The organism is Stenotrophomonas maltophilia group sp. Smal13 (assembly GCF_030236855.1).
In the GTDB taxonomy this organism is placed as follows: Bacteria; Pseudomonadota; Gammaproteobacteria; order Xanthomonadales; family Xanthomonadaceae; genus Stenotrophomonas; species Stenotrophomonas maltophilia_A.
The window spans coordinates 14496-40762 of the sequence record NZ_JASJSQ010000026.1; the positions used below are offsets into that span (position 1 = coordinate 14496).

Sequence of the window (26267 nt, forward strand, 5' to 3'; positions counted from 1 at the left end):
TCCTCAACGACGAGTGATACCCAGCGCCGCGGTTGCGGTGCTGGCGAAGGTCTGGCCAAGGCGCGAGCCGGCATCGGCGACGGCGCTGACGGCACGCTCGATGGTCGGTCCGCCGGCGATCGCGGCGATCTTGGCCGCGTAACGCGGATCGGTGGCGTAGCCGGCGCGCTGCAAGCCGCGGGCGAAGCCCTGCACGTCGGTGCCGGCCTGCAGGGCCTGCTGGTAACGCGGGCTGGTCTTCAGCAGGCGCACGTAGTCGGCGAAGCTCTCGGCCGGCGAACTGTAGGCGCGGAAGCTGGCGGTCTCGTTGCGGCGCCGCCATCGACATATTCGTGCGTGCCGGCCACGGCGCGCTGGCCGTTCCAGCCATTGGCCTTGATGCCGAACAGGTTGTGCGAGGTGCTACCGTCGGCATGCTTGATGTGGCGCTTGCCCCAGCCGGTTTCCAGCGCCGCCTGGGCGACCAGGGCGCGGGCATCCACGCCCAGTTCCTTGGCGGCACTCTGCGCGTGCTGCCAGATGCTGGCAACGAAGCCTTCCGGGGTGTGCTCGCCCAGCTGGGCGACGGCGGTACGGGTGGCCATCGCATCGGCCGGGCTGATCGCGGTGCCGCGATTGCTGGCGGTGGCCGACCACTGGTCGCTGTTGGCGGCCCAGTTCTCGCCCTGCAGGCTGCCGATGTACGGATCGTCGGTGCCCAGCGAGCGGTGCATGCTGCTGCTCTCGCGGCCGGCGATCAGGTCCAGGGCCTGTTCCATCGGTGCGACCGCCGCCTGCGCACCGTGCTGTGCACCGGCGGCCATCTGCTGCAGCAGGCGCACGGCCTGGCTGCCGTCTTCCAGCGGCAGCGACGGTGCCGGCTTGGCCGGTGCATTGAGCTGGTAGGCACGACTGGCCTTGGCCGGGTCCACGCGGGTATCCAGCGCCGGGCCGTCGGCGGCCTGGCCGGACAGCTGCCGGCTGATCATGCCCGACAGGCCCAGGCCCTTGCCGCGGGTCATCGCCTCGGCAATCTTCTGGTCGTACATCTCGCGGAACATCTTGTTTTCGCCGGGGAACAGCGAATCGCCGAAGCTGGCGTCACGCATGCTCTTGACCAGCATCTGCGCGAACTGGCCTTCCAGCTGGCGCGCGACCTTGTCGATCTTGGCCGGATCGTTCTGTTGCGCCGGGTGCAGATCGAATGCGGGAGTGATACGCATATCAGATCACCTCGAGCTCGGCACTCAGTGCGCCGGCCTGCTTCAGGGCTTCCAGGATCGCGATGAGATCGCCCGGTGCCGCGCCCACGGCGTTCACCGCGTGCACGATCTCGTCCAGGGTGGTGCCGCCGCTGAACTTGAACATGCGGCTACCGTCGTTGGTGGCGGTGATGGTCGACTGCGGGCTGGCCACGGTGCGGCCGCCGGACAGCGCATTGGGCTGGCTGACGTTGGTGTTTTCCTGGATCGTCACGGTCAGCGAACCATGCGAGATCGCCGCCGGTCCCACGCGCACCTGCTGGCCGATGACCACGGTGCCGGTACGCGAATTGACCACCACCTTGGCCGGGGCGCTGCCGGGGGTGAGTTCCAGGTTCTCGATGCGTGCCAGCAGGCCGATGCGCGCGCCTGGGTCGGTCGGCGCGGTGACCGCCACGGTCACGCCATCGACCGCACGCGCCGCACCTTCGCCGAAGGCGTTGTTGAGCGCGGCAACCATGCGCGAGACCGTGGTGAAGTCGTTGTTGTGCAGGTTCAGGGTGATGTCGCCGCCGTTGGCCAGCGGGTCGGGCAGGGCGCGTTCAACGGTGGCACCGTTGGGAATGCGGCCGACGCTGGGCACGTTCACCGAGACACGGGAACCGTCTTTGCCCTGCGCACCAAAGCCGCCGACGATCAGGTTGCCCTGGGCGATGGCATAGATCTGGCCGTCAGCACCGCGCAGCGGCGCCATCAGCAGCGAACCGCCCCGCAGCGAGACCGCGTTGCCGATCGAGGACACGGTGATGTCGATCGGCTGGCCCGGCTTGGCGAACGGCGGCAGTTCGGCGTGGATCGCCACGGCGGCCACGTTCTTCAGCTGCGGGTTGACGTTCGGCGGCACGTTGACGCCCAGTTCGCCGAGCAGGTTCTTCAGGCTCTGCACGGTGAAGGGTGCCTGGCTGGTGCGGTCGCCGCTGCCATCCAGGCCGACCACCAGGCCATAACCCACCAGCGCATTGCCGCGCACGCCGCCGACCTGGGCCAGGTCCTTGATGCGCTCGGCGCTGGCCGGGGCAGCCACGACCAGCAGCATCAGCGCGACGAACGACGCCATGCGTCGCTGCCAGGAAGAAGAGGAGAAGAGTTTCATGGCCATACTCAGAACGGCGTCAGGCCGGAGTTGAAGAAGCGGCTCAGCCAGCCCATCGCGTTGGACTGCGCGACGGGACCGCGGCCGCCGTAGACGATGCGGGCCTCGGCCACGCGGCTGGACGGAATGGTGTTGTCCTGGCTGATGTCGCCCGGGCGCACGATGCCCTGCACCTGCACCAGTTCATCGCCCTGGTTGAGCCGCAGGTTCTTCTGCCCCTGCACCACCAGGTTGCCGTTGGGCAGGCGTTGGACCACGGTGACGGTGACGCTGCCCTGCAGGCGGTTGCTCTGCGCGCTGTTGCCCTTGCCGGTGAAGTCACGCGCGCCCTTGGCTGTGGCACTCAGGATGTCCTTGCCGCCGAGGGTGACCGGAGCGCCGAGAATGGACGGCGTTCCCAGGCTCAGGTTCGATTCCTTGTTGGTGGCCGTGTTGGCGCTGGTCTGCGCGGTGGTGTTTTCCAGCAGGGTGATGGTCAACAGGTCGCCAACATCGCGCGCGCGCCGGTCCGAATACAGCTGCAGGGTCGGGCCGGCAGCGTAGATCGCACCGGCGGTCGGCTGTGCCTGCGGCGGCATGATCGGCTGGATCGGTGCCATCGTCGGGTAGGGGCGCACGTCGCCCGCGATCACGCAGCCACCGAGCAGGGCGGCCACGGCGCAGGCGAGAGCAGTGCGGGCGAAGTTGGAAATGGGCGACATGGCAGTTTCCCGGTTTGGCCGGTCAGAGCTTGTTGTTGAGATAACCGAGCATCGAGTCGGTGGTGGAGATCGCCTTGGCGTTCATCTCGTAGGCGCGCTGGGTTTCGATCATCGACACCAGCTCTTCCACCACGTTGACGTTGCTGCCTTCCAGCGCGCCCTGCACCACAGTGCCGAGGCCGTTGAGGCCGGGGTTGCCGTTCTGTGCCGGGCCGGACGCAGTGGTCTCCAGGAACAGGTTCTCGCCACGTGCCTGCAGGCCAGCGGGATTGACGAAGTCGGTCAGGGTCAGTGCGCCGACTTCCACCGAGGCGGCGCCGTCGGCCATCTTCACGCTGATGGTGCCATCGGTGCCGATGGTCACCGACTGCGCGCCTTCGGGAATCTGGATGCCCGGCTGCACCGGGTAGCCGCTGTTGGTGACCAGCTCGCTGTCCTGGTTGATCTTGAACGAGCCATCACGGGTGTAGGCCGAGCTGCCATCAGGCATCTGAACTTCGAAGAAGCCGCGGCCATTGACCATCACGTCCAGGGCGCGGCCGGTCTGCTGCTGGCCACCCTGTTCAAAGTTCTTGGCGGTGGCTACCACGCGCACGCCGGTACCCAGCTGCAGGCCGGTGGGCAGCTGCGTCTGCGCCGACGAGGAGCCGCCGGGCTGGCGCACCTGCTGGTACAGCAGGTCTTCAAAACTGGCACGGTCCTGCTTGAAGCCGGTGGTGTTGGTGTTGGCGAGGTTGTTGGAAACCACCGACATGCGCATCTGCTGCGCATCCAGTCCGGTTTTCGCGATCCACAATGCCTGGTTCATCTTCGATGTCCTGTCTGCTGAAGCCGGCCGCGTGGTGCGGCCCTTGGTATCGGGTGTGCAAGCGGTGTGCCAGCGCCGGCATCAACCGGCGCCGGAATTCCGTCAGCTGCCCAGGCGCAGCATGCTGTTGGCGCTGCGCGCGTTTTCGTCGCCGTGCTTGATCACCTGCACCTGCATTTCGTACTGGCGCTGCAGCTGGATCATCTGCACCAGCGCGCCAGCGGCATCCACGTTGCTGCCTTCCAGCTGGCCGCTGTGCACGGCCGTGCCCTGTGCCGGTGCGAACGGCTGTAGCGGGTCGGTGTTGCGGAACAGGCCATCCAGGCCACGCTCCAGGCGTTCATCCGGTGCCTGTACCACTTTGATGCGACCGATCTGCGCCATGGTCTGCGGACCTTCGCCCTGCGGGATGATCGAGAGCGTGCCGTCGGCGCCGATCTCCATCGCCTGGAAGGGCGGAATGGCGATCGGGTTGTTGTTGTCATCCAGTACCGGGCGGCCGCTGGAGGTCACCAGCTGGCCGTTCGGCGTCACCGACAACGCCGCGCCGCGCGTGTACGCCTCGCTGCCGTCACTGGACTGCACGGCCAGCCAGGTGCCGGTCTGCAGGGACAGGTCCAGCGGCTTGCCGGTGATGTGCTGCGAACCGGGCGTGCGGTTGAATCCGGCGTCGACATGCAGCGCATCCACCCGCGAGGCAAAGCCCGGGCCACGGATCGGGAAGGCTTCGGTGTTGGCCAGCGCTTCCTTGAAGCCGGGGGTGTCGGAGTTGGCGAGGTTGTGGCTGAGCGTACCCTGCGCCTGCAGGGAGGCGCGGGCACCGGTCATCGCCACGTAAAGGGCTTTATCCATGCGGGGAGTTCCGTGACGGGGTCAGCAGGTCATCAACGGATGTTGATGACGGTCTGGGTGATCTGGTCCTGCGTGGTGATCATCTGCGCGTTGGCCTGGAAGTTGCGCTGCGCGGTGATCATGTTGACCAGCTGCTCGGTGAGGTCGACGGTGGACGCTTCCAGCGAGCCGGCCTGGATCTTGCCGAGGTTGGAGGTGTCCGGCATGCCGGTGCGCGGGGTGCCCGACTCGAACGTCTCCACCCACAGGTTGTTGCCCTTCTGCTCCAGACCCTGCGTGTTGTTGAACGTGGTCAGTGCGACCTGGCCGAGGGGCTTGTCGTCGCCGTTGGAGTAGCGGGCATAGACCACGCCGGTTTCCGACACGGTGATCTCGTTGAGCTTGCCAGCGGCATAGCCGTCCTGCTGGGTGTTGCGCAGCGCGAACTTCTCGCCGTACTGGGTCGAGCCGCTGATATCCAGCGTCATGTTCAGCTGGCCCGCGCCGGTGGTCGGGGTGAAAGTACCGAGGCTGACCTTGCCGTTGGCAGGATTGGTCAGCTTGCCGCTGTTGTCGAACGTCACCGGGGTCGGTGCGCCGGCCGGCTGGCCATCCACGTAGTTGCGCACGGTCCACTCGTTGGGGTTGGCGCCCTTCACGAAGTACGAGACCTGGATGTGGCTCACGCCCAGCGAGTCGTACACGGTGATGCCGCCGCTGGAGTGGTTGTAGCTGTTCGAGTCGGTCGGATCGAAATTGGTGACCGTCGGTTGCTTGGCGTTGGCGGGCAGGGTGAAACCGACCTTCACTTCGCTGGTCTGCTTCGGCGCGCTGTCGGTAGTCAGCAGCTGCAGGTCCACCAGGCGGCCGGCATCGAAGTTGGTGCCATCGGCGTTCGGCGCGAACACCTGCAGGCGCGCGCCCTGCGGGTTGATCACATAGCCGGCGGAATCGGTCTGGAAGTTGCCGGCACGCGAGTACACGCGCGAGCCGTTCATGTTCATGGTGAAGAAGCCCTCACCGGAGATCGCCATGTCCAGGCTGCGGCCGGTCTGCTCGTTGTGGCCCTGGATGAATTGTTGGGCCACGTTGGAAACGCGCACGCCCGAGCCGGTCTGGTTCTTCGACAGGCCGTAGCTGGTGGAGGCGAACAGGTCAGCGAACTCGGCGCGTGATTGCTTGAAGCCGGCGGTATTGACGTTGGCGACGTTGTTGGCGGTGACGCTCAGGTCGGTATTGGCGGCATTGATGCCGGACAGGGAGACGTTGAAGCCCATGGGATGCTCCTGGTAGATGCGGAATGTGCGGCTCAGCTGACGCGGAGCACGTAGTCGATCGGGGCCGTGCCCAGGCCCTTGAGATTCAGGTACAGGCCGTCGGAGCCGACGGTCACGCTCTCCACCGGGGCCTGCACGAAGGTGGACAGCTTGGTGCTCTTGCCGGCGGTGTCGACGTGGTTGGCGACGATGGAGTACTTGCCCGGTTCCATGCGCTTGCCGTTGGCGTCCTTGCCGTCCCACTGAAACGCGGTTTCGCCAGCGGCCTTGGCTTCTACGCTCAGCGAGGTGACCTTGGTGCCGTTGGCATCGGTGATGTCCACGGTCACGATGCCGGCCGAGGGCGCAGCCACCGTGCCTTCGACGCTGCCTTCCTTTTCCAGTACCAGCTTTTCCGACGGCACCAGTACCTGGTGGCCAACCAGAGCGGCACCGCGCAGCACCTGGTCGCTGGCCATCGATTCCTGGAAACCCTTCACCGTCTTGTTCAGATCGGTGATGCCCTGCACGGTGGACATCTGCGCCATCTGCGCGACCATCTGCGTGTTGTCCATCGGCTTCAGCGGATCCTGGTGCTGCAGCTGCTCGGTCATCAGGCGCAGGAAATCGGCCTGGTCCAGCGTGTTCTTCTTCTTGGTGGCGTTGCTGTTCGGGGCGTTCAGGCCGAGCGCGGCGTAGACGTCCTGGTTGGTCTGGTTGTTGACGGCGGTGGTCATGGTGGTATCCGGTGCTGCGGGCCTCAGCGGCCCATGGTCAAGGTCGCCAGGGCCAGTTCCTTGGCGGTGGTCAGCATCTCCACGCCAGCCTGGTAATTGCGCGAAGTCGAGATCAGGTTGACCATCTGCGCCACCGGATCGACATCGGGCTGGTAGATGTAGCCATCACCGTCGGCCAGCGGGTGGCCCGGTTCATAGCGCTTGATCGGCGCGGCTTCGCTCTGGGTGATCTCCTTGACCTTCACCGACGTGATGTTCGGATCGTTCTTGCTGGTCACGGCCTGGAAGATCGGTTCCAGCGGCTTGTACACGGCATCGGCGGAACCGGCGACGGTGTCGGCGTTGGAGAGGTTGGAGGCGATGGTGCTCATGCGCACCGACTGCGCCTGCAGCGCGGAGCCGGCGATATCGAAGATCGGCAGGTTGCTCATGGCTTATTGCCCCGTGATCGCAGTCAGCATGGAACGCACCTTGCTCTCGACGAAGCTGAGCGAGGCGCGGTATTCGAGTGCGGCGCGGCCATAGGCGGCACGCTCGGCATCGGGATCGACGGTGTTGCCGTCCAGGCTGGGTTGCACGCCTTCGCGCGCGATCTGGAACGGGTTCAGGCCACTACTGATCTCGTAGTGCTGCTCGTGGGTGGTGGCCATCAGGCCATTGGCATCCTGCCCCTGGGCGTGGCGCAGGGCGGCATCGAAGTCCAGATCCTGGGCCTTGTAGCCGGGAGTGTCGGCATTGCCGAGGTTGCTGGCGATCAGCTTCATCCGCTGTTCGCGCAACGGCATGGCCTGGGCGTGGACGCCCAGGTAGTCGGTAATCAGGTTGCGCACGGTGCACTCCCACAGGAACGTTGCCCGGGAAGCTGCAAGGGGTGTGCCAAATTCGAGAGGGTAGTGCCGGCCGCTGGCCGGCTTCCCGGATTGTCCGCGGTTGCCGGCCAGCGGCCGGCACTACCGGATCAGAGGCCTCAGGCCGCCATCGCGACCTTGCGCAGGCGGTCCAGCACGAAGTCGGCCAGTTCGTGCGGCGAGTACTTGGCGACGAAGGCGTTGGCGCCGACGCGCTCGACCATCGCATTGTTGAATACGCCCGACAGCGAGGTATGCAGCAGGACGTAAAGGCCGGACAGGCCCGGATGGCGCCGGATTTCCGTCGTCAGCGTATAGCCGTCCATGGCCGGCATTTCGATGTCCGAGATGACCATGGCGTAGCGCTCGGCGGGGTTCTCGCCCGAGGCCTGGATCTGCAGCAGGTGGTCCAGCGCCTGCTTGCCGTCGGAAAGCAGGGTGGCGCCCACCCCGAGCTGGTCCAGCACGCTGCGGATCTGCTGGCGGGCTACACGAGAGTCGTCCACCACCAGTACCTGCAGCTGCGGGCCGTCGGCGGGCATTGCCATCGCCGGGTCGAGTACTGCTTCACCGCGTACCTGGGCGATATCGGCCAGCACGCTTTCAACGTCGATCACCTGGATCAACTCGCCCTGGAAGCGGGTCACCGCCGTCAGATAGCTCGATTCGGCGCCCAGTTCCGGTGGCGGGTGGATGTCTTCCACCGCGATGTTGACGATGCGCTCCACGCCGCTGACCAGGAAACCCTGGATCGAACGGTTGAATTCGGTGACGACCAGGTAGCCGGGCGAGGTGTCCGCATCGGGCTCACGCTCGGGGTGGCCGATGGCCAGGCCCAGGTCCAGCACCGGCACCGAGCGGCCACGGACGTCGGCCACGCCGGCGAACTGGCTGGGCAGTCCGGGCACCTGGAACAGCTCCGGGCGGCGCAGGACTTCCTGCACCTTGAAGACATTGACGCCAAAAAGCTGACGTCCGCCGAGGCGGAACAGCAGCAGCGCCAGGCGATTGTGGCCGGCCAGTCGGGTCCGCTGGTCGATCCGGTTGAGCAGGTCATGGGACATGGCTGCTGTATCGGCGGGGTGGGCCCCGAACTTGAGCGCTTTTGTAGAGTCGCGCCATGCTCGACCCTGCCTCTGTAGAGTCGAGCTTGCTCGACTGGTCACGAAGCAGTCGAGCAAGCTCGAATCTACACAAGCCCCTCTGGCACACCCCTTGCACGCACCTGGGCCAGATCCCTTCGACAGGAGGCGCCATGCGCCGGGTCACATCTCTGTTCGCCATCGCGCTGGCGCTGGCCTCGCCGTGGGCGGTTGCCGCCGACTGGCAGCCAGTGGCCAGTATCCGCACCGCCGCGTTGTCGACGCTGCCGGCCGGCAGCGAGGGCGAGGCCCAGGTGGCCGATGCGCTGCGCTTGCCCAGGTGTGGTGGCGCGCTGCAGGTGCAGCCCACCGCCAACACCACGGTTGAAGTCAGCTGCCCGGATGCCGGCGGGTGGCGCCTGTTCGTGCCAGTAAAGGTGCGGCGCAACCAGACCGTGCTGGTGCTCAACCGCGGAATCGGTACTGGAGAAACCCTCACCGCCGCCGATATCACCACTGCCCAGCGTGACGCCGCCCGGATTGCTGGTGCGGTGCTGGCCGATCCGAATGCAGCGATCGGCCGCATCGCCCGCCGTCCGTTGCAGGCCGGAGCCCTGCTGTCGAACAACGATCTGGTGGTGCAGCGTCTCATCAAGCGAGGAGACAACGTGGCCCTGGTTTCGCGTCGCGGCTCGGTCGAGGTCCGTATTGCAGGCCGTGCGATGGGCGATGCCGGTGAAAACGAACGGGTCTCGGTGGAGAACCTGTCCTCGCGGCGGATTGTGCAGGGCACGGTCGATGCCGCCGGTGACGTAATCGTGGCGCGTTGATTTACCGCAAAATATCCCTAAAGATCACGGCCCTGCGGCCGTTATCCCTTGTGAACGGCAACTCCAGGACACCCCATGAGCCAGAAAATCGACGGCAACCTGCAGGTCCCCCAGGCACTGCGCAGCGTGACGACCCCGGCCAACAAGCCCGGCGTCAGCACCGATGCGGCGACGCGCCCGGTCGAAGCGGCCGACAGCCTGCGCCTGACCGGCGAGGCCACCAATCTGCAGGCCATCGAGCGTGAGCTGACCACCGCCCCGGCAATCGACGCCCAGCGTGTGGCCGCAGTGCGCGAGTCGCTGCAGAACGGCACCTACAAGATCAATCCGGACGCGATCGCATCGCGCATGCTTGAGCTGGATCAGCAGCTGCACGGATGACCGCGCCGATGAGCGAACAACTGCAGCGGCTGGCCCAGGCGCTTGACGTTGAACGTCAGGCGCTGGTCGATCATGACGTACACGCGCTGATCCGGGCGACCGGTGCCAAGCTGGAGGCGCTGCGTGCACTGGAAGGCACGCCGCCGCTTGGTGAGGGGGATCACCTCCAGGAACTGGCCGAACGCAACCGAGCCAATGGCGTGCTGCTGTCGCGCCGGCGCCGCGAGGTCGATTGGGCGCTGCGCCAGCTCGGGCGTACCGAGGCCTCCTCCTCCTATGATGCCAAGGGCCAGTCGCATACGGTCACTGCGCGGCGCCCACTCGCCATCGCCTGACGCGACGGCGGTCGCACATCCCACCCCCGCGGGCTGAAGCCCGCCGCACGACCGCGTATATTGGGCGCCTGTTCGAATGCCCCGAGTCGCCGTGTCCGCTGCCAATGCCCTGGTTACCGCCCCCCTTCCGCCGCAGCCGGTGCTGCAGGCGCTGCTTGAGCGCCTGCGCGAAGGGCTGCTGCTGTTCACCGAAGACGGGCAGGTGGCCCTGGCCAACCCGGCCGCGCAGAACCTGCTGGCCAGCGGTGAGGGCGGCGGCCTGCCACCGCCGCAGCGCCTGCGTGAACTGCTGCCGCCTGATGCATTGGAGCAGGCGCGCCAGCATGGTCACTGGAACGGCAGCCTGCCGCTGGGCGAGGGCGTGGTCATCGCCCATCTGTATCACCACGGCCCGGTCGGCCAGGGGCACTTCCTGGCGTTGTTCCGCCATATCGAAGGCCAGGAAGACTACGAACGCGAATTGCAGCAGCGTCATGCAGAGCTGCGGCAGGCCTACCTGCGCCTCAACGGTACCCAGGAAAAACTGCTGCAGTCGGAGAAGATGGCCTCGATCGGCCAGCTCGCCGCAGGCGTCGCGCACGAGATCAACAACCCGATCGGCTACGTGCACTCCAACCTGGGCAGCCTGCAGGAGTACCTGCGCAGCCTGTTCACCGTGATCGAAGCCTACGAGCGCGCATTGCGGGCGCCGGACCCGAAGGCGCTGATCCCGGAGATTGACGATATCCGTGACCGCCTGGACATCGATTTCATCAGCCGCGACCTGCCGCAGCTGATGGCCGAGTCGCGCGAAGGCATCGAGCGGGTGACGCGCATCGTGCGTGATCTGAAGGACTTCTCGTATTCCGGCCGCGACGAGTCGTGGAAGCTGGTCGACCTGCACGCGGGCCTGGAATCGACCATCAACATCATCTGGAACGAGCTGAAGTACAAGGTCACCCTGGTGCGGGAGTTCGGCCAGTTGCCGTTGGTGGAGTGCCTGCCGTCGGAATTGAACCAGGTCTACATGAACCTGCTGCTCAACGCCGGCCACGCCATCGCCGAGCGCGGCACGATCACGGTGCGTACCGGCGTCGATGGCGATCATGTGTGGGTCGAGTTTGAAGACACCGGCGGTGGCATCTCGCCGGAACTGCGCCAGCGCATCTTCGATCCGTTCTTCACCACCAAGCCGGTCGGCAGCGGTACCGGCCTGGGCCTGTCGATCTCCTACAGCATCATCAACAAGCACCACGGCCGCATCGACCTGGACAGCACCCCAGGCGTGGGTTCGCGTTTCCGCGTGGTGCTGCCGGTGAAGCAGCCGCGCTGACTGCTTCAGGTAGTGCCGGCCGCTGGCCGGCAACCTCATTGAACCCGGCATCGAGAGCAGCCGGCCAGCGGCCGGCGCTACCAGAGGGGATCGTTACCGCAATGGGCGATCCTCGCCGCCATCTCCGCTTTCCACCGGCGCCGGACCGGCGTTGCTGCGGCGCTGCTCCTCGTAGGTGCGGAACGCCTGATGGATGTGCTTGCGCAGCTCGTCGTCGTTCCACGGCTTGGTCAGGAAGCGGTAGATCGCGCCGCGGTTGATCGCGTCGGTCACGGTGTTCAGATCGGTGTAACCGGACAGCACCAGGCGGATCGTGTCCGGGTACAGCATCTTCACCCGGCCCAGGAACTCGGTGCCGCTCATGTCGCTCATGCGCTGGTCGGACAGGATCACCTGCACGTCATTGATTGCCAGCAGGTCGAACGCATCGCGCACGTTGCCGGCGGCCAGGATGCGGTAGCCGTCGCGACGGAACAGGCGCACCAGCGAGCGTAGTACGTTTTCTTCGTCGTCCAGCAGCAGCAGCGTGCGGTCCGGACGGGTCTCGGCAAAGGCTTCCGGACGCAGGTAGCGGCGGCGCAGGGTCATGCCGGCGGCATCGGCCGACATCGGTTCGCCGAACAGATAGCCCTGGAACACATCGCAGTCGTTGCGGCGCAGGAAGCCCAGCTGGGCCTGCGATTCCACACCGTTGGCGATCACGGTCATGCCCAGCTGGTGGCCCATGGCGATGATCGCGCGGGCGATGGCCGCCTCACGGTTGCCGGCCGGCGCGCTCTTGATGAAGCTGCGGTCGATCTTGAGCTTGTCCACCGGGTAGCGGACCAGTGCACTCAGGCTGGAATCACCGGTGCCGAAATTGTCCAGGCTCAGGCTGATGCCTTCGTTGCGCAGATTGGCCAGCGTCTCGTGCACGAAGTTGACGTTGTTGGTCAGCGCGCTTTCGTTGATCTCCAGCGTCAGCATCTGTGCCGGCACGCCCGCGGCCTGGATCAGGCCCATGACTTCAGCGAAGAAGTTGGGCCGCAGCAGCTGCAGGGTGGAGACATTCACCGCAATGGTGAAGTCGTCGAAGCCCTGGTCGCGCCACAGGCGGGCCTGCTTCAGTGCGCCTTCCAGCACCCAGGTGCCGATCTGCACGATGATGCCCAGCCGTTCTGCCGTGCGCATGAAGCGCTCCGGCACCAGCATGCCAAGCGTCGGCGACTGCCAGCGCAGCAGCGCTTCCATGCCGACCACGTGGCCATCGCGGGCGCTGACCAGCGGCTGGTAACGCAGTTTCAGTTCGCCGTTGGGAATGGCGTCCACGATCTGGCGGGCGATGATGCTTTCGCTGTGCGCGCTCGGTGGCGTGTCCACGGCGTGGATGCGCACCGCGTTGCCGCCTTCGCGGGCCGCCTGGTACAGCGCATCCTCGGCATGATCGAGCAGGCGCGAGGTGCTGCTGGCATGGTCCGGGCACAGGCTGACACCCAGCTTGCCGGTCATGAACAAGGTGTACGGCAGCACCGACAGCGGCAGCTCCATCTGCTGGCGGATCTCCTCGGCGAAGTCCTCCGGCAGCGGCACGTCGGCGGTGCGTGGCACTGCGATCAGGAATTCATCGCTGCCGTGGCGCCACAGCTTGCCGCGACCACGCAGGTAGGACTGCAACCGCTGCGCCACCAGCACCAGGGCCTGGTCACCCACCTCGGCGCTCATGTTTTCGTTGACCGAGGCGAAGTGGTCGATGTCCACGTGCATCAACATCAGTGCGGTGCCGCCCGAGGCCGCCTCGGCGACCATCGCCTGCAGCTCGGGGTTGCCGGCGCCTAGGCGGTCAGGCGCATCATCGATGCTGACCGGGGGCTGGTTGGGATTCCACATAGGCTCAGTAGTCCGGTGACTCAACGGCGGCCATGCTGGCCGCCTGGTAGGGGAGGTGTACGTCGATCAGGGTGCCTTCGCCGTGTGCGGATTCGATCCGCACATGGCCACCGACGCTCTGCGCACGCTCACGCATCACGATCAGGCCCAGCCCGCGCGGACCGTCCGGGTCGAAACCCTCGCCGTCGTCGCGGATCTGCAGGTGCAGGCCGCGCTGGCCGACATCGCGCAGCTGCAGCTGTACCTGACTGGCGCGGGCGTGGCGCAGCACGTTGGTCAGGCTTTCCTGGGCGATGCGGAAGCAGGCCTGCTCGATGCTGTTGTCGGGACGATGCGGCAGCGGCTCGATCTCGGCCAGCAGTTCCACTGGCGACGAACGGAACAGCACCCGTGCCTGCCAGCTCAGGGCTGCTTCCAGGCCCAGCGCGTCCAACTGTGGCGGGCGCAGCAGGGTAGAGATGTCGCGCAGCTTGGCCACCGTGGTGTCGGCCAGGCTGACGATCTGTGCCAGGTCTTCGCCGCGGCGCTGCGGATCGTCCTCGTCCTGAGCGGCATACGCGGACAATTTGATCGCTGTGATCGCCTGGCCGATATCGTCGTGCAGGTCGCGCGAGATCGCGCGGCGCTCATCCTCCTGCAGCGAGAACAGGCGGCCGGCCATCGCCTGCAGTTCACGGTTGCTGGTTTCCAGTGCACTGCGGGTGCGCTCGGAATCGCTCAGGTCGCGCACGATCAGCAGCTTGCAGTCGCGTCCGCCATAACGCACTTCGCCCACCGCCAGGCCGGCATGGAATCTGCGGCCATCCGCGCGCTGCATCGCCACCACGCTGCTGTGACCGGGCCCCAGGTGTGGTTGGCCTGCACGCAATTGGCTGCGTACGCGGGCCAGATCGGCGCTGTCCACCAGTGCTGACAGGGGTTCGCCCAGCAGGGTGTGGCTGCCATAGCCGAACAGGCTGGCGGCCCAGGCGTTGGCGTACAGCACGTGTTCGTCGGAGAGGATGACCACGCCGTCGGGCAGTACCCGTACCAGCTCGCGGAACTGTTCCTCGCGCTCGCGCAGCAGGCGTCGCGACTGCTCGCGCTCCGTCACGTCCTGCAGGGTGCCCAGCACGCGGTTGCGGCCGGCCTCGTCGATGCCGCTGGCCGCACGCAGATGCACCATCAAGGCGCGCCCATCCATCGACAGCAACGGCAACAGCACGTCCACCTGCACGGGATCGCCGGAGCAGAGCTCGGCCAGCAGCTGTTCGGTCTGGGTGGCGGTGGCCGGGTCGGCCGGCACCAGCAGTTCGTCGAAGCGATGCCAGCGCCGCGCCTCGGGCGGGCGGCGACCGAGCAGGCGATAGACCTGGTTCGAATAGCGGCCAAGTCCCGTGGAGGGGTCCAGCTCCCAGGCGCCGATGCGTGCCAGCTCGTGGGCTTCTTCGACCCGCGCCAGCGCCTGGTCACGGCGCAGCTGGGCCAGGTCTTCGGCGGTGCGGTCGATGGCAATCAGCAGGCGGGCGTTGTGGCCGTCATAGCTGATGGCGTTGGAGCGAAGTTCCATCTGACGCAGCGAGCCGTCGCGCAGCTGCAGTTGGGTACGCAGGATGCACAGTTCCTCCGGTGCCTCGCGGATCGCCTCCAGCTTGGTCTGCAGTGCCTGGTCCTGGCCTGGCGGCCACAGCGAATCGATGGTCTGCTCCAGCAGTTCGTCACGGTCCCAGCCGAAGGCCGTACAGGCCGCCGGATTGGCATCGAGGATCGCCAGTGTGTCCAGGTCGTAGACCAGGATCGGGCCGGGGTTGCCTTCGAACATCTGCCGCAGGCGCAGCTCGGAGGCCTGCTGGCGTGCATGGGTGTGCAGCACATGCTCGGCCAGCGGGCGCAGCAGCAGATACAGCAGGCCGGCGCTGGCAAGGGCGAAGAACGAGCCCTTCAGGCCCTGCCACAAGGCCGCCTGCTGCGGGTCGGGCACCAGTGCCTGCACTGCACTGTCGGTGGAGATCATCCAGGCCAGCGCCATCGCCAGGTAGCTCAGCACCACCCGGCGCCGGTCGCGGCTCAGCGCCTGCGCCATCCGCGGGTCGGGAACTGGGGCGTTGCCGGTCGGTTCTGCGGGCATGGACAGGGCGGAAGAAAGGGGCGCCGGCCATCTTACCGCGCAGGTGCGCCCAGACCACTCAATTATCCGCCGCAGGCGCCGTTAACCACTGCGTGCCCCGCTGACGGGCGTGTCATCCGGAGCAAGATCGCGTGGACCAAGGGATCATCGCCAGCCTGCTGCAGCACCCGCTTGCGTCGGCGCTGGTCATCGTCGACCGCACGGGCCGCCCGCTGGCGGCCAATCCGGCTGCGCGCGAGCATGGCCTGCCGGCGTCCGTGGCTGCGTATGCGCCGATGCTGGAAGATCTGCGCCTGATGGCCGCCGATGGCGGCATCGTGGCCTGCACGCTGCCGGGTGGCCCGCACGGCCACTACGACGGCCACCTGCGCGCGGTGCATGATGGCGCCGGCAACCTGCTGGCCTTCACGCTGAGCATTCCCGAGCCGGTGCCGCTCGGCGGCGGTGGGCGCTGGGAGCTGGCGCTGGACAGTGCTGGCCACAGCCTCTGGGACTGGGACATTCCCAGCGACCGTGTGGTGCGCACCCCGGCACTGGGCGATGAAACCGCTACCGAGATTCTGGCCCGCGTGCACAGCGAGGACATCGCACAGGTGCGGGCTGCACTGGATGAGCATCTGCGTGGCTTGAGCGAACAGTACAGCGCACAGTTCCGTTTCCGCCAGGGCGACGGCCAGTGGCGTTGGGTACTGGACCGCGGGCGCGTGGTCGCGCGCACCGCCGATGGCCAGCCGCTGCGCATGGTCGGCACGCATACCGATATCGAACAACAGAAGCAGCTGGAAGGGCTGCTTCAGGAACAGCAGCTGCACCTGAGCGAGGCCCAGCGCATCGCCAGCATGGGCAGTTGGTCGTTCGACCCCAACAGCGGTCATTTCTGGTGGTCGCCGGAGCTGCGTTCGCTGCTGGCGTTGGAGCAGGGGGCCGTACCCGGCCAGCGGCGCTGGCTGAAGCAGCTGCATCCGCGCTCGCGTGGTGCGCTACGCGCAGCATGGCGACGCTTGTGGCGCGATGGCCGGGCCGCCAACATCGAACTGGAACTGACCCGGGGCAACGAACCGTCGCAGCATCTGCGGCTGTGGATGCAGCCGCTGCTGGACACCGATGGCCAGCCCAAGCGCCTGCTCGGCCAGGTGCAGAACATTACCGAACAGCACCAGACCGACGCACTGATCCGCTGGCGCACCGAGCTGCTGAACCGTGTCTCCGCACTGGGCCGCATCGGCGGTTGCGAGATCGAAGTGCAGACCCGGCATATGCAGTGGACCGAGGAGTGCTACCGCATCCACGGCCTGCGCAAGGAGCCGATCACCCTCGACCAGGCGCTGGCGCTGTACACCGAGGATTCGTGCAATGCCTTCGAGGCGGCGCTGGGCCGGATCGCTGCGGGTGGACTGCCCGAACAGCTGGACCTGTGCTTCTACCGCCAGTCTGGCCTGCGCGTGTGGGTGCAGGTACTGATCGAGCTGGATCGCCGTGACGGCCTGCCGCCTCGGTTCGTGGTCCTGTTCCGTGACATCACCCGCGAGCGCGAGGCCAACGAGCGCATCGAGCTGCTGGCGCACTACGATCTGCTCACCGGTCTGCCCAATCGTGTGCTGCTCGGCGAACAGACGGCCGAAGCCATCGAGGAAGCGCGCGACCGCGGCACCTCGCTGGCGATGTTGTTCATCGACCTGGACGGCTTCAAGACCATCAACGACAGCTTCGGCCACGCCACCGGTGATGCACTGCTGAAGGCCGCTGCCACCCGCCTGCACCAGAACCTGCGCAACAACGACCTGTTCGGCCGCTTCAGTGGTGACGAGTTCATCGTGGTGCTGCGCGACCTGGCCGAGCCGGAAGATGCGGGTCATGTCGCCCGCAAGCTGATTGCCTCGCTGGCCGAGCCACTGCGCCGTGGCGAGACCACGTTGAAGGTCGGTGCCAGCGTCGGCATCGCGATGCTGGGCGATGCCCAGACCGATTTCGATTCACTGCTGCGTGCCGCCGACGCCGCGATGTACGCGGCCAAGGAAGCGGGGCGCAACACGTACCAGTACTACAGCCAGGACGCATTGGCCCGCATCCAGCGCAAGCTCGAGTTGGAGCATGCCCTGCACGGGGCGATCGAACGTGAAGAGTTCAGCCTGGCCTACCAGCCGCTGCTGCATGCGCACCAGGGCGAGCCACCAGCGATCGAGGCCCTGCTGCGCTGGCACCGGCCCGGCATCGGCTACTGCAGCCCGGCCGAGTTCATACCGATTGCCGAGAAGTGCGGCGAGATCGTGCGCATCGGCGACTGGGTGCTGAACGAAGCCTGCCGCCAGGCCATCGCCTGGGACCGGGCCGGGCTGTGTTTCGACCGCATCGCGGTCAATGTATCGGCGGTGCAGCTGCGTGATCGTGGCTTCGCCGAACGCGTGATCGAGATCTGCCATGCCCACGGCTGGCCGCCGCAGCGGTTGGAGCTGGAGCTGACCGAGTCGGCGCTGATCCGTGACACCGACATCCTGCGCCATTGCTTCGATGTGCTGGAACGGCACGGCGTGCCGCTGGCGGTGGATGACTTCGGTACCGGCTTCTCGAACCTCAATTATCTCAACCGCTTCCCGGTGGGCCGCCTGAAGATCGACCGCAGTTTCGTGCAGGGCATGCTGCATGATTCTGGCACGGCCGAAGTGACCCAGGCCATCGTGCACCTGGGCCATGCGCTGGGCATGAAGGTGGTGGCCGAGGGCGTGGAAACGCACCAGGAAGAAGACATGCTGCGGCGCCAGGGCTGCGACGAGATCCAGGGCTACCTGTATTCGCGCCCGCTCAGCCCGCGCGACCTGGCGCAGTGGCTGCGGCAGCAGCACCCGGCGCCTGGGCGCACAGACGCTGCCAGCGAGGTCGTGCTGGCACGCTGAGGTTGGCGCCGGGCCTTGCCCGGCGGGATCGCCGCACGCCGACGCACCGCTCTGGTAGGTGTCGACCTTGGTCGACACGGATGCCGGTGCTCGCGATCATCCACGCATGGCGTGGATCTTCTGACGGCGCCGGCTCTGGTGGGTGCCGACCGTTGGTCGGCACTGATGCCTGCGCTCGCGCTCATCCAGGCATGGCGTGGAGCTACCGGTTGTCGCCATCCGGTTGGGTCGGCGGCATTCTGGGTGTTATCCCGGCAAGAGCTTCCAGCTCGGCGAGACGATCCGCCTTCACCAGGTGCGCAGCGTTCCAACCGCCTTCGGAAACCGCGGGCGAAAAACTGTAGATCTCATTCGGAGCCAATGGCCCAAGTCGGTCACGTGCATGGGCATGCAGGGGCTGCTCATCGTCGTCGGTGACGTCAAGATAGGGCCCATCCAGGGCCTCCAGCAGGAATGCCAGTTTCCAGTTGCGTTCCACCGCATCGGCGGGGTCTGGTAGATCCGATTCTGTTGAGACGTGTCCGCTGTGCGGATCGATGCTGATCTGCGCGGAGGTGTTCTCCCCACACAGCAGAATCTGGCCGAAAGCCGTCACCGCGTAGACATGGAAAGTATCGGCACCCTCCATGGGATTGCCTTGCAGGAACGCGGTAGCAATCTCCGCATACAGGTGGGGATCGACCAAGGCGAGCCTGTCGTCGCGATAGCGTGCGAGGCCATCACGTCGCCACAGTGCCAGCAGCAGGTTGGGTAGCACGTCTTCCCATGCTGTCAGGGTGGCTTCGGAAACTGCTTCAACCTTGGAGCTCGGAATGAAGCCCTGAAGAAACTCGTCAGAATCCAACCCCGTCACAGGCAACGCGGTGTTCGGTACGGCCAGCGCATTCCAATCCGTGCTGATTGGCAGGTAGTCCAGGAAGGCGAGTAGTGTCTCCGCCCGTGCAAGTTCCGGGCTGCCCTCGTGGGTTGGAATGACGGTCACCGAGCCTCCGGAGACAAGCAGCAACGTGCCCGCAGGAAGGTCATGCCAAGCCTTGTCCAGCACCAGATACCGCTCTGGCGCCTCATCGATATCAGCGTCCAGGATGATGACCTGTGGGCCACCCTGCAGGCAGCCGGCGGAGACCTCGACGGTTGCGTCGGTCACACCTGCATCAGGATCGTTCACATCCATAGGCGCGGAGTACGGCTGCTGGAAATCGCCGAATGACTGTAGAGCTTGATGAAGCGCAATCAGGGAATCGGGATCCAGGGCAAGCGGGTCTGGGGCAACCGGGAGTTGCAGGGCAAGTGAAAGGCAGAGGGCGGCGCTGGCCATGGGCGGTGGGCTGATCTGAACTGAAATCGGACCTGCACGATGAGGGGCTGTCCGGCCCAGGTCCATGCAAACAATCCGAATCTGCGCGTCTTTATCGGCGACATCCACGCATGGCGTGGATCTACTGCGATGCGGCAACCATTCGCTGCGGAAATTCGGAGCGAAGCCGTGCGCGCACTGCTTCCACCACATGTGCATAGCGTCGGCGCTGGATGAAATAGCCCATGTAGAACAGCAGCAGGGCCACCAGCATCGGCGACGCAGCCGGGCGGACCAGGATGATGGGCACCAACATCAGTGTCAGGCCCAGCGCGAACCAGCTGCCCAGCCCGACCACCCGCACTTCCCTGCGTCGTGCGTCGATCATCACCCGCCCGTGCATCAGCGGAAAGTAGCGACCGCCAAAGCTCGGCACGAAGCTCTCGCGAAAGGCGATACTGCCGTCCGGCAGCGCGCGGAATACCAGGCGAAGCCAGGTATCGGCCGGCAGATCATGCTCCAACCCGGCCAGCGAAAGCTGCGCCAGCTCTGCCGGCGTAGCGGCAATGCGTTGATTGAACAGGACGATGCCGGTGCGGAAGAAGAACGGCGCCCACAGCACAAGCAGCAGGACTTCGATCAGCAGCAATGCGATCAGGGCGATGGCCATCGGTCTTCCATGAACGGGACCGGGGCATCATGCCATAGCGATTACGCCACGCCAGTAGATCCACGCCATGCGTGGATGTTGCCCGGAACGAGCCGCGGTCCTGGCGGGGTCGTCCAGTGAATCGAGCAGTCTCCTTGGGTTCAATCCTCTTCCACCAGATCGCTGAGATCCAGTATCTGTGGATCAACACTGTGCGCGACGATGCTTCGGAGCATTCCAGCCTTTGGGCGTAGGGCATAGCAATGCATCGTATGGATGGGATTGAATTCCAGCCACGGGCAGGATGAGTGCCCCACGATAACCGGCATGTTGAAATTGATGTCTTTTGGATCATCCAGTGGCAGGGTCCATTTGCCGCCGTGATGCTCCCACACTACATCGCCCAGATATCGTGCAAACACAATCCTCAGGCCATCCTGTTCGTCCTCCGACAACGTTGCAGCCATCGTCGTGTACAGCGTCTCCAGGCGATCAAGGCTCTCCAGGCTGCCGTCAAGGTCGACGCCGCGGAGCTGTGCTTGTTCGATCAGCCATTCAATCTGATCGTCCATGATGATCAGAAACTGTTCGAAGGTTTCTCGCGCTTCTTCGGAATTGAATGCCATGCGGCCACCAGGGAGGGAGAGCGACGAGTGTGCCCCGGGTCTGTGATCCACACCATGCAACAAGTCCGAAAGGGTGGAAGGGCGATCGCATGCATCCACGCATGGCGTGGATCTACCGTTTCATCAATGCGATGCCTGCAATGGAATAGCTGACGATCAACAGCCCGAACGCGTACTCCGCGACGATGATCAGCCAGAAGGTCATCGGCTCGATGTCCCGCCATGCATCAATGGTGCCGGAGCGGTGATGGCTCAGATGAACATGCCCGGTGTTGATGGCAGTTGCCGGCGCCCAGGCAAATAGAAAGGCCATCAGCATGAAGAGCAGGCTGCCGAACAGGAATGCGACAGGTCTATGCCGGGGTGGCCGCAAAGTGGCGTAGGCGGGGCGCCAGGTGAAGGTGACCGCGATGAGCACCATCACAGCAAATCCCAGCCAGGTCATGAACGTGGTGCTCATGCGACGACACTCCGTGTCCAGCCGTAGGTGGCATGGGCGGATCATGCCATGGGTTTGGAGCGGGTGGTGGTGAAGACCATCCACGCATGGCGTGGATCTACCTCAAGGCTTCCCCATCCAACCCCAGGTCCCACGCCAGACCCAGCAGCGCGTCGTCCGTGCGGGACAGGGCAGGGCGCGCATCGGCCAGCTGCTGCAATTCGCGGATCTCCTCGCGGGCCACCTCTTCCAGCTGCTGCAGCTGCTCACGCACGCTCGCGTTGCGCGGGCGCTCGGTGTCGGCGAGGGAGGGCAGGGCGCGGATCAGGGTCATGGTGCGTGTACAGGATGCATCCAACGGCGGGTTACAGGCAAAGGCCCCGGACGAACCGGGGCCTTGCGGGCTGCCGGCGGCGGCAGCGGACATCAGGATCAGAACAGCTCGACGGTGCCGGCGCCCATGCTCTGCTGGGCAACCGGCTTGTGCGGCGGGCGTTCCCATTCGCTGCGCAGTTCGCGCAGGCGGCTGCCGGTGCGCTGCAGGGCGGTGGCGATCTCTTCGTCGAACACGCCGCCATTGCGGTGCAGCAGTTCCTGCAGGGCCACCGCCTCGCGGTTGATCGCGGTCAGGCGGTCCAGGTGGGTGTGCACGCCGCCCAGCGCCTGGGTGGCGATGTCTTCGAACTGCAGGGCGCGCACGGCCTCGGCCACGCTGCCATCGATCGAACGGGCGCACTCGGACACTTCACGCATGCCGTCGCCCAGCGAAGCGTTGATCTGCGCCACGTTGTCGAGCATCGCCGCCGCTTCCTGGCGCGCTTCGCGGGAGCGGTCCATGTCACGCGAGGCCATGTGCGAGACCGTCTCGCGCACCTTGGCGATGGCGTCCTTGGAGCTGTGCGCCAGCTTGCGGATCTGCTCGTTGAAGGTGGTCGAGCGCTCGGACAGGTTGCGCACTTCGTCGGCGACCACCGCGAAGCCACGACCGGCTTCACCGGCACGCGCGGCTTCGATGGCGGCGTTCAGCGCCAGCAGGTTGGTCTGGTCGGCGATCGACTTGACGTCTTCCAGCAGCGCGAAGATGCCATCCAGGTGCTGCGCCATCTGGTCGATGTGCTGCACGGTGGTGCTGCTCTGGCCGCTCACCTGTTCCAGTGCTTCCACCAGCTGCTCCATGCGATGGCTGGCGTGCTGGGCGAAACGGGCAACGTCGAGGCCGGCATTGCCTTCATCACCGGCACGATCGACGATGCGCGACAGGGCCTGGCTCTGCTGGCGCGACTTGCGGTTCATGGCGTCGAAGCTGCCGCCCAGGCTGGACACCGCCTGGCGGATCAGGTCACGGGCGCGTTCCACTTCGCCACGCGAACCGTCGATCTCGTTGCCGACGAAGTTGCGCAGTTCGGTCAGCAGCTGGTCCTGCTCACGCAGGACACGGGCGTGTTCCGGGGAACGGTGCGCCTGGGCGCGGGTGGTCCACCACGCAAAGCCGAGCCAGCTCAGCGTCATCGTGGTCAGGATCGCCCAGCGCAGGGCGGCCGGCCATTCGAAACCGATGGCGAAGGGGAGCAGCAGGGTCAGAGCCAGGGGGGCGGCCAGACGGATGAAAATGCGTGAGTACATGGACGTTCTCGGGAGGTGCACGGAGGATGTATCGGCCGTACCCCCTTTCTCTTTAACGTCGAAATGCCTCGAAGTGCATTCTGAATGCGCCGGTTTTCCGACGCCTCGGCGGCTTCGGGGTCAGAGCCCTTTCCTTGCCGGAAAGGGATCCGACCCCATGGGGCTCAGGCCAGCTGGCGGTCCACGGCCTCGATCATCGCCTTGCGGCTGAACAGGAAGTCCCAGTAGCTGCCGCCCAGCTGCCGCCACAGCACCGCCGAGCGCACCGCGGCCAGCAGCAGGGCGCGGATCTCGGCGACCACACCGGCCTGGCCCAGGTAATGCGGGTTGCCCTGCACCATCACCCGCGGCTTCAGGTGGCTGATGGTGTCGGCGTACAGGCCACCCAGGTTGGCCAGCACGTCCGGGTGGCCACTGTCGCCCAGCTCGACGGCCTGGCGCTGGGCGCGTTCGATGCCCGAGGCGACCTTGTTCACGGTGGCGCCGTCCTGCACGAAGCGGCGCTCCAGCTGCAGCACTGACAGGGCCAGCTTGGGCAGGATCGGGTCCTGGCCCTGGCTGCGGAAGTAGTTGTGCAGCAGGCGCAGCCCAGCCTTCAATGCATGGCGGTCACCGAACACCTCCTGCGGCGAAGACGCGTCGACGCGGAACACACTGTCCACGGCGGTGCGCACGGCAGCGGCGTCGGAATGGCCGGTATCGGCGATGCGGCGTACCTGCTGCAGGGCCTGGGCAATGCCGGCCAAGGCCAGGACGCGGTCGTCGACAGTGAAACTCATGCAGCGATTACCTCAAAAGGGGAAGGGGTGGTGCGCAGGCGCTGTTCCAGCGGCGCATCGGTGGCGGCGATCACCGCGCCGCCCAGGCACACATCACCGTCATACAGCACCAGCGATTGACCAGGGGTAACGGCGCGCTGCGGGCGCGCAAAGGTGACCAGCACGCTGCCATCGTCCAGCACCTCGACCGTACACGGCTCGTCGGGCTGGCGGTAGCGGGTCTGGGCGGTGCATTCGAAGCGCCGTGCCGGCGGCGCGCCGGCAATCCAGTGCGCGGTTTCCGAGCGCAGGCGGTCGGACAGCATCCACTTGCTGTCGCGGTCCTGGTCCACGTACAGCACGTTGCTGGCCACATCCTTGCCGACCACGTACCACGGCGCGGCCGGGCGGCCACGCACGCCGCCGATGTTCAGGCCCTCGCGCTGGCCCAGGGTGAAATAGAAGACGCCTGGGTGCTCGGCGATCACACTGCCGTCGGCCGGGTCCAGGATCTGCCCGGGCTTGGCCGGCAGGTAGCGGCCGAGGAATTCGCGGAAGTCGCGCTCACCGATGAAGCAGATGCCGGTGGAGTCCTTCTTGGCGTGGGTCGGCAGGCTGACGTCACGCGCGATTCGGCGCAGGTCGGTCTTTTCCAGGTCGCCGATCGGGAACAGGGTGGCCGCCAGCTGCGCCTGGCCCAGCTGGTGCAGGAAGTAGCTCTGGTCCTTGGAGCGGTCTGCGCCGCGCAGCAGCAGCCACTGGTGGCCGCGCTGGGCCACTCGCGCGTAGTGGCCGGTGGCGATGCGCTCGGCGCCCAGCTCGCGGGCGGCGTCCAGGAAATGCTTGAACTTCACTTCGCGGTTGCACAGCACGTCCGGGTTCGGGGTGCGGCCGGCCGCGTACTCGGCCAGGAAGTGCTCGAACACCCCCTGCCAGTACTCGCTGGAGAAATCACGGAAGTGGAACGGGATACCGAGCAGGCCGCAGATGGCCACCGCATCGCGGCGGTCGTCCTCGGCGCGGCAGTCGCCGCTGCCGTCGTCGGCCCAGTTCTGCATGAACAGACCGGCTACGGCCTCGCCCTGCTGCACCAGGCGCCAGGCGGCGACCGAAGAGTCGACGCCACCAGAGACGCCCACCATCACGCGCGGAGTGCTCATGCGACCTCCCGGACCAGCGAAAGCGGATGGCGCTGGCCACCCAGGAAATCAGCCACCACCTGCCAGACCAGCGGGCTGCGCAGGCGCACCGTGGCGGCCTGCAGCTCGGCCGGGGTCAGCCACAGCGCGCGATCGATGCCGGTGTCCAGCGGCTGCGCCGGGTCGTGCGAGACCGGACGCGCCGCATAGCAGAAGCGCAGGAAGGTGGTGCCGTCGCCGGCCGTCCACTGGTAGCAGCCTATGAAGTGGGTCAGCTGCACCGTCCAGCCGGTTTCCTCGCGGGTCTCGCGCAGGGCTGCCTCGGCCAGGCTTTCGCCCGGCTCGAGGTGGCCGGCCGGCTGGTTCAGCACCTGGCGGCCGTCGATGGTCTCCTCGACCAGCAGCACGCGGCCGCCGTCGACCACTACGGTGGCGACAGTGGCGTGCGGTGCCCAGCGCGGGTCCGGCGTGGTGTTCAACTCAGAACTCGTCCTTCTTGGTCAGTTCCAGCTCCATGGCGTCGGCGGTGCGGATGGCCGCATCGATGGCGTCGCTGAGCTGGTCGGCCGTGGCATCGGCGTCGATCTTGACCACGAACATGGCGGTGGTGTCCTGCTTCACCCAGCCGCCCATCTTGGCGTCCTGCGAATCTTCCAGCAGGCGGTTGGCTACGGCCACCGGGAATTGCTTGGTCTTGGCGTTGTAGGCCGGCGACCAGATCTCGCGGATGTTGTGGGTGCCGAAATCTTCCACCGACGAGCGCACGTAGACCATCTGGGTGCGATCACCCTCGACGTCGAACACCATGCGGTAGTCGCCGTCCTCGTCGACCTCGTAGGTATAGCCCAGCTTGTCCAGGTGGCGGGCCACGGCCTTGTCGGCCTGGGTCTCGGCGGCGGCGGAGCCGGCGGCGGCCAGGGCGATCAGCAGGGCGGGAAGAAGGGTCCTTTTCATGAAGATCCTGTGAAACAGTGTTGAGAGAGGGTGCAATTGTGACGGTGGGCGTGCGTGCCGTCCAATCTGCGGCAGGCCGACGCAGGCTGGCCCGTGCCTCTATAATGGGCAGATGCCCCATGAGTCTTCCCCCGATTCCCATCACGAGCACGGCGTTGCCGTGGAGCCCGCGCGCCCGGAAGTGGCGCCGCCGCCGTTCTACCAGGTGATGCTGCTCAACGACGACTACACCCCAATGGATTTCGTGGTGGACGTGCTGCAGCAGTTCTTCAGCATGGACCTGGACAAGGCCACGCAGGTGATGCTGCACGTCCATACCCGTGGCCGCGGCGTGTGCGGGGTGTTCACCCGCGAAGTGGCCGAGACCAAGGTCGCCCAGGTCAACGAGTATTCGCGGATGAACCAGCACCCGCTGCTGTGCACGATGGAAAAGGCCTGACCGGCTGCCGGTTTTCGTCCGGGC

At 66.2% G+C, this 26267-nt stretch carries 27 protein-coding genes and 1 pseudogene; 6 read left to right on the plus strand and 22 right to left on the minus strand.

Translation table 11 applies throughout. The annotated features are described in order from the left end of the window. Nucleotides 1–3: 3 nt before the first annotated feature. From flgJ to QRO95_RS11040, 10 genes and pseudogenes are all read right to left on the minus strand, one after another. Nucleotides 4–1202 (minus strand): annotated as a pseudogene (gene flgJ / locus QRO95_RS10995) (flagellar assembly peptidoglycan hydrolase FlgJ). 1 nt (nucleotide 1203) lies between these two features. Then, the gene (locus QRO95_RS11000; RefSeq protein WP_049421917.1) at nucleotides 1204–2340 is read right to left on the minus strand and encodes a flagellar basal body P-ring protein FlgI; all 1137 of its coding nucleotides are present in this window, start codon (nucleotides 2338–2340) and stop codon (nucleotides 1204–1206) included. Between the two features lie 2 nt (nucleotides 2341–2342). Continuing rightward, the gene (gene flgH / locus QRO95_RS11005) at nucleotides 2343–3035 is read right to left on the minus strand and encodes a flagellar basal body L-ring protein FlgH (protein WP_010485899.1); all 693 of its coding nucleotides are present in this window, start codon (nucleotides 3033–3035) and stop codon (nucleotides 2343–2345) included. A 22-nt stretch (nucleotides 3036–3057) separates the two neighbouring features. Further along, a complete protein-coding gene (flgG, locus tag QRO95_RS11010; RefSeq protein ID WP_005409571.1) occupies nucleotides 3058–3843 on the minus strand; it encodes a flagellar basal-body rod protein FlgG in 786 nt (261 codons plus the stop codon). A 102-nt stretch (nucleotides 3844–3945) separates the two neighbouring features. Then, entirely contained in the window at nucleotides 3946–4695 is a 750-nt protein-coding gene (locus QRO95_RS11015; protein WP_285302544.1) for a flagellar basal body rod protein FlgF, read from the minus strand. 32 nt (nucleotides 4696–4727) lie between these two features. Beyond that, nucleotides 4728–5951 (minus strand): flagellar hook protein FlgE, encoded by a 1224-nt coding sequence (gene flgE, locus QRO95_RS11020; protein ID WP_107431886.1) that lies wholly within the window; start codon nucleotides 5949–5951, stop codon nucleotides 4728–4730. Nucleotides 5952–5983: 32 nt separating this feature from the next. Beyond that, complete coding sequence (locus QRO95_RS11025) at nucleotides 5984–6667, minus strand: flagellar hook capping FlgD N-terminal domain-containing protein (RefSeq protein WP_049421924.1); 684 nt, start codon at nucleotides 6665–6667, stop codon at nucleotides 5984–5986. A gap of 23 nt (nucleotides 6668–6690) precedes the next feature. After that, nucleotides 6691–7098, minus strand: a complete 408-nt coding sequence (gene flgC, locus QRO95_RS11030) for a flagellar basal body rod protein FlgC (RefSeq protein WP_010485892.1) — start codon at nucleotides 7096–7098, stop codon at nucleotides 6691–6693. 3 nt (nucleotides 7099–7101) lie between these two features. Then, the gene (gene flgB, locus QRO95_RS11035) at nucleotides 7102–7497 is read right to left on the minus strand and encodes a flagellar basal body rod protein FlgB (RefSeq protein ID WP_005409576.1); all 396 of its coding nucleotides are present in this window, start codon (nucleotides 7495–7497) and stop codon (nucleotides 7102–7104) included. 137 nt (nucleotides 7498–7634) lie between these two features. Beyond that, a complete protein-coding gene (locus tag QRO95_RS11040) occupies nucleotides 7635–8579 on the minus strand; it encodes a chemotaxis protein (protein WP_049421926.1) in 945 nt (314 codons plus the stop codon). A 191-nt stretch (nucleotides 8580–8770) separates the two neighbouring features. Between QRO95_RS11040 and flgA the strand changes: the two genes are divergently transcribed. The 4 genes from flgA to QRO95_RS11060 all read left to right on the plus strand — a co-directional run bounded on the left by flgA (nucleotide 8771) and on the right by QRO95_RS11060 (nucleotide 11455). Further along, nucleotides 8771–9427 carry a flagellar basal body P-ring formation chaperone FlgA gene (flgA, locus tag QRO95_RS11045; RefSeq protein ID WP_049421927.1) on the plus strand — a complete coding sequence of 219 codons (657 nt, stop codon included), beginning with the start codon at nucleotides 8771–8773 and terminating at the stop codon, nucleotides 9425–9427. 75 nt (nucleotides 9428–9502) lie between these two features. Continuing rightward, complete coding sequence (flgM, locus tag QRO95_RS11050; RefSeq protein ID WP_049421929.1) at nucleotides 9503–9808, plus strand: flagellar biosynthesis anti-sigma factor FlgM; 306 nt, start codon at nucleotides 9503–9505, stop codon at nucleotides 9806–9808. After that, entirely contained in the window at nucleotides 9805–10143 is a 339-nt protein-coding gene (locus tag QRO95_RS11055) for a flagella protein (protein ID WP_049399388.1), read from the plus strand. The genes flgM and QRO95_RS11055 overlap by 4 nt, the downstream gene beginning before the upstream one ends. 91 nt (nucleotides 10144–10234) lie before the next feature. Next, nucleotides 10235–11455, plus strand: a complete 1221-nt coding sequence (locus tag QRO95_RS11060) for an ATP-binding protein (RefSeq protein ID WP_019337422.1) — start codon at nucleotides 10235–10237, stop codon at nucleotides 11453–11455. A gap of 93 nt (nucleotides 11456–11548) precedes the next feature. Here QRO95_RS11060 and QRO95_RS11065 read toward each other — a convergent pair whose 3' ends face one another. Together QRO95_RS11065 and QRO95_RS11070 are read right to left on the minus strand one after the other, a co-directional pair. Next, nucleotides 11549–13321: an EAL domain-containing protein gene (locus QRO95_RS11065; RefSeq protein ID WP_032127372.1), complete on the minus strand. Its 1773-nt coding sequence runs from the start codon at nucleotides 13319–13321 to the stop codon at nucleotides 11549–11551. A 4-nt stretch (nucleotides 13322–13325) separates the two neighbouring features. Then, nucleotides 13326–15428, minus strand: coding sequence for a PAS domain S-box protein (locus QRO95_RS11070; protein ID WP_285302545.1), 2103 nt, complete (start codon nucleotides 15426–15428; stop codon nucleotides 13326–13328). Nucleotides 15429–15559: 131 nt separating this feature from the next. On the opposite strand from QRO95_RS11070, the gene QRO95_RS11075 reads away from it, so the two are divergent. Continuing rightward, complete coding sequence (locus tag QRO95_RS11075) at nucleotides 15560–18319, plus strand: EAL domain-containing protein (protein WP_285302546.1); 2760 nt, start codon at nucleotides 15560–15562, stop codon at nucleotides 18317–18319. A gap of 202 nt (nucleotides 18320–18521) precedes the next feature. On the opposite strand, the gene QRO95_RS11080 is transcribed toward QRO95_RS11075, so the two are convergent. The 10 genes from QRO95_RS11080 to QRO95_RS11125 form a co-directional block, all read right to left on the minus strand. Next, complete coding sequence (locus tag QRO95_RS11080; protein WP_285302547.1) at nucleotides 18522–19637, minus strand: GAD-like domain-containing protein; 1116 nt, start codon at nucleotides 19635–19637, stop codon at nucleotides 18522–18524. Between the two features lie 121 nt (nucleotides 19638–19758). Then, nucleotides 19759–20286, minus strand: a complete 528-nt coding sequence (locus tag QRO95_RS11085) for a hypothetical protein (protein ID WP_285302548.1) — start codon at nucleotides 20284–20286, stop codon at nucleotides 19759–19761. A 140-nt stretch (nucleotides 20287–20426) separates the two neighbouring features. Continuing rightward, nucleotides 20427–20891, minus strand: a complete 465-nt coding sequence (locus QRO95_RS11090) for a hypothetical protein (protein WP_285302549.1) — start codon at nucleotides 20889–20891, stop codon at nucleotides 20427–20429. 112 nt (nucleotides 20892–21003) lie between these two features. Continuing rightward, a complete protein-coding gene (locus QRO95_RS11095) occupies nucleotides 21004–21351 on the minus strand; it encodes a hypothetical protein (RefSeq protein ID WP_285302550.1) in 348 nt (115 codons plus the stop codon). A gap of 97 nt (nucleotides 21352–21448) precedes the next feature. Next, complete coding sequence (locus QRO95_RS11100; RefSeq protein WP_049399379.1) at nucleotides 21449–21664, minus strand: hypothetical protein; 216 nt, start codon at nucleotides 21662–21664, stop codon at nucleotides 21449–21451. A 98-nt stretch (nucleotides 21665–21762) separates the two neighbouring features. Then, entirely contained in the window at nucleotides 21763–22953 is a 1191-nt protein-coding gene (locus QRO95_RS11105; protein WP_010485867.1) for a methyl-accepting chemotaxis protein, read from the minus strand. A 164-nt stretch (nucleotides 22954–23117) separates the two neighbouring features. Continuing rightward, on the minus strand, nucleotides 23118–23732 hold the full coding sequence (gene hflD / locus QRO95_RS11110; RefSeq protein ID WP_032127363.1) for a high frequency lysogenization protein HflD: 615 nt from the start codon (nucleotides 23730–23732) through the stop codon (nucleotides 23118–23120). Further along, nucleotides 23729–24871: a tRNA 2-thiouridine(34) synthase MnmA gene (gene mnmA, locus QRO95_RS11115; protein ID WP_285302551.1), complete on the minus strand. Its 1143-nt coding sequence runs from the start codon at nucleotides 24869–24871 to the stop codon at nucleotides 23729–23731. The genes hflD and mnmA overlap by 4 nt, the downstream gene beginning before the upstream one ends. Next, on the minus strand, nucleotides 24868–25329 hold the full coding sequence (locus tag QRO95_RS11120) for an NUDIX hydrolase (protein ID WP_125895709.1): 462 nt from the start codon (nucleotides 25327–25329) through the stop codon (nucleotides 24868–24870). The genes mnmA and QRO95_RS11120 overlap by 4 nt, the downstream gene beginning before the upstream one ends. Nucleotide 25330: 1 nt before the next feature. Beyond that, nucleotides 25331–25804, minus strand: a complete 474-nt coding sequence (locus QRO95_RS11125) for a hypothetical protein (protein WP_032127360.1) — start codon at nucleotides 25802–25804, stop codon at nucleotides 25331–25333. 112 nt (nucleotides 25805–25916) lie between these two features. On the opposite strand from QRO95_RS11125, the gene clpS reads away from it, so the two are divergent. Beyond that, entirely contained in the window at nucleotides 25917–26243 is a 327-nt protein-coding gene (gene clpS, locus QRO95_RS11130) for an ATP-dependent Clp protease adapter ClpS (RefSeq protein ID WP_006444529.1), read from the plus strand. Nucleotides 26244–26267 lie beyond the last annotated feature (24 nt).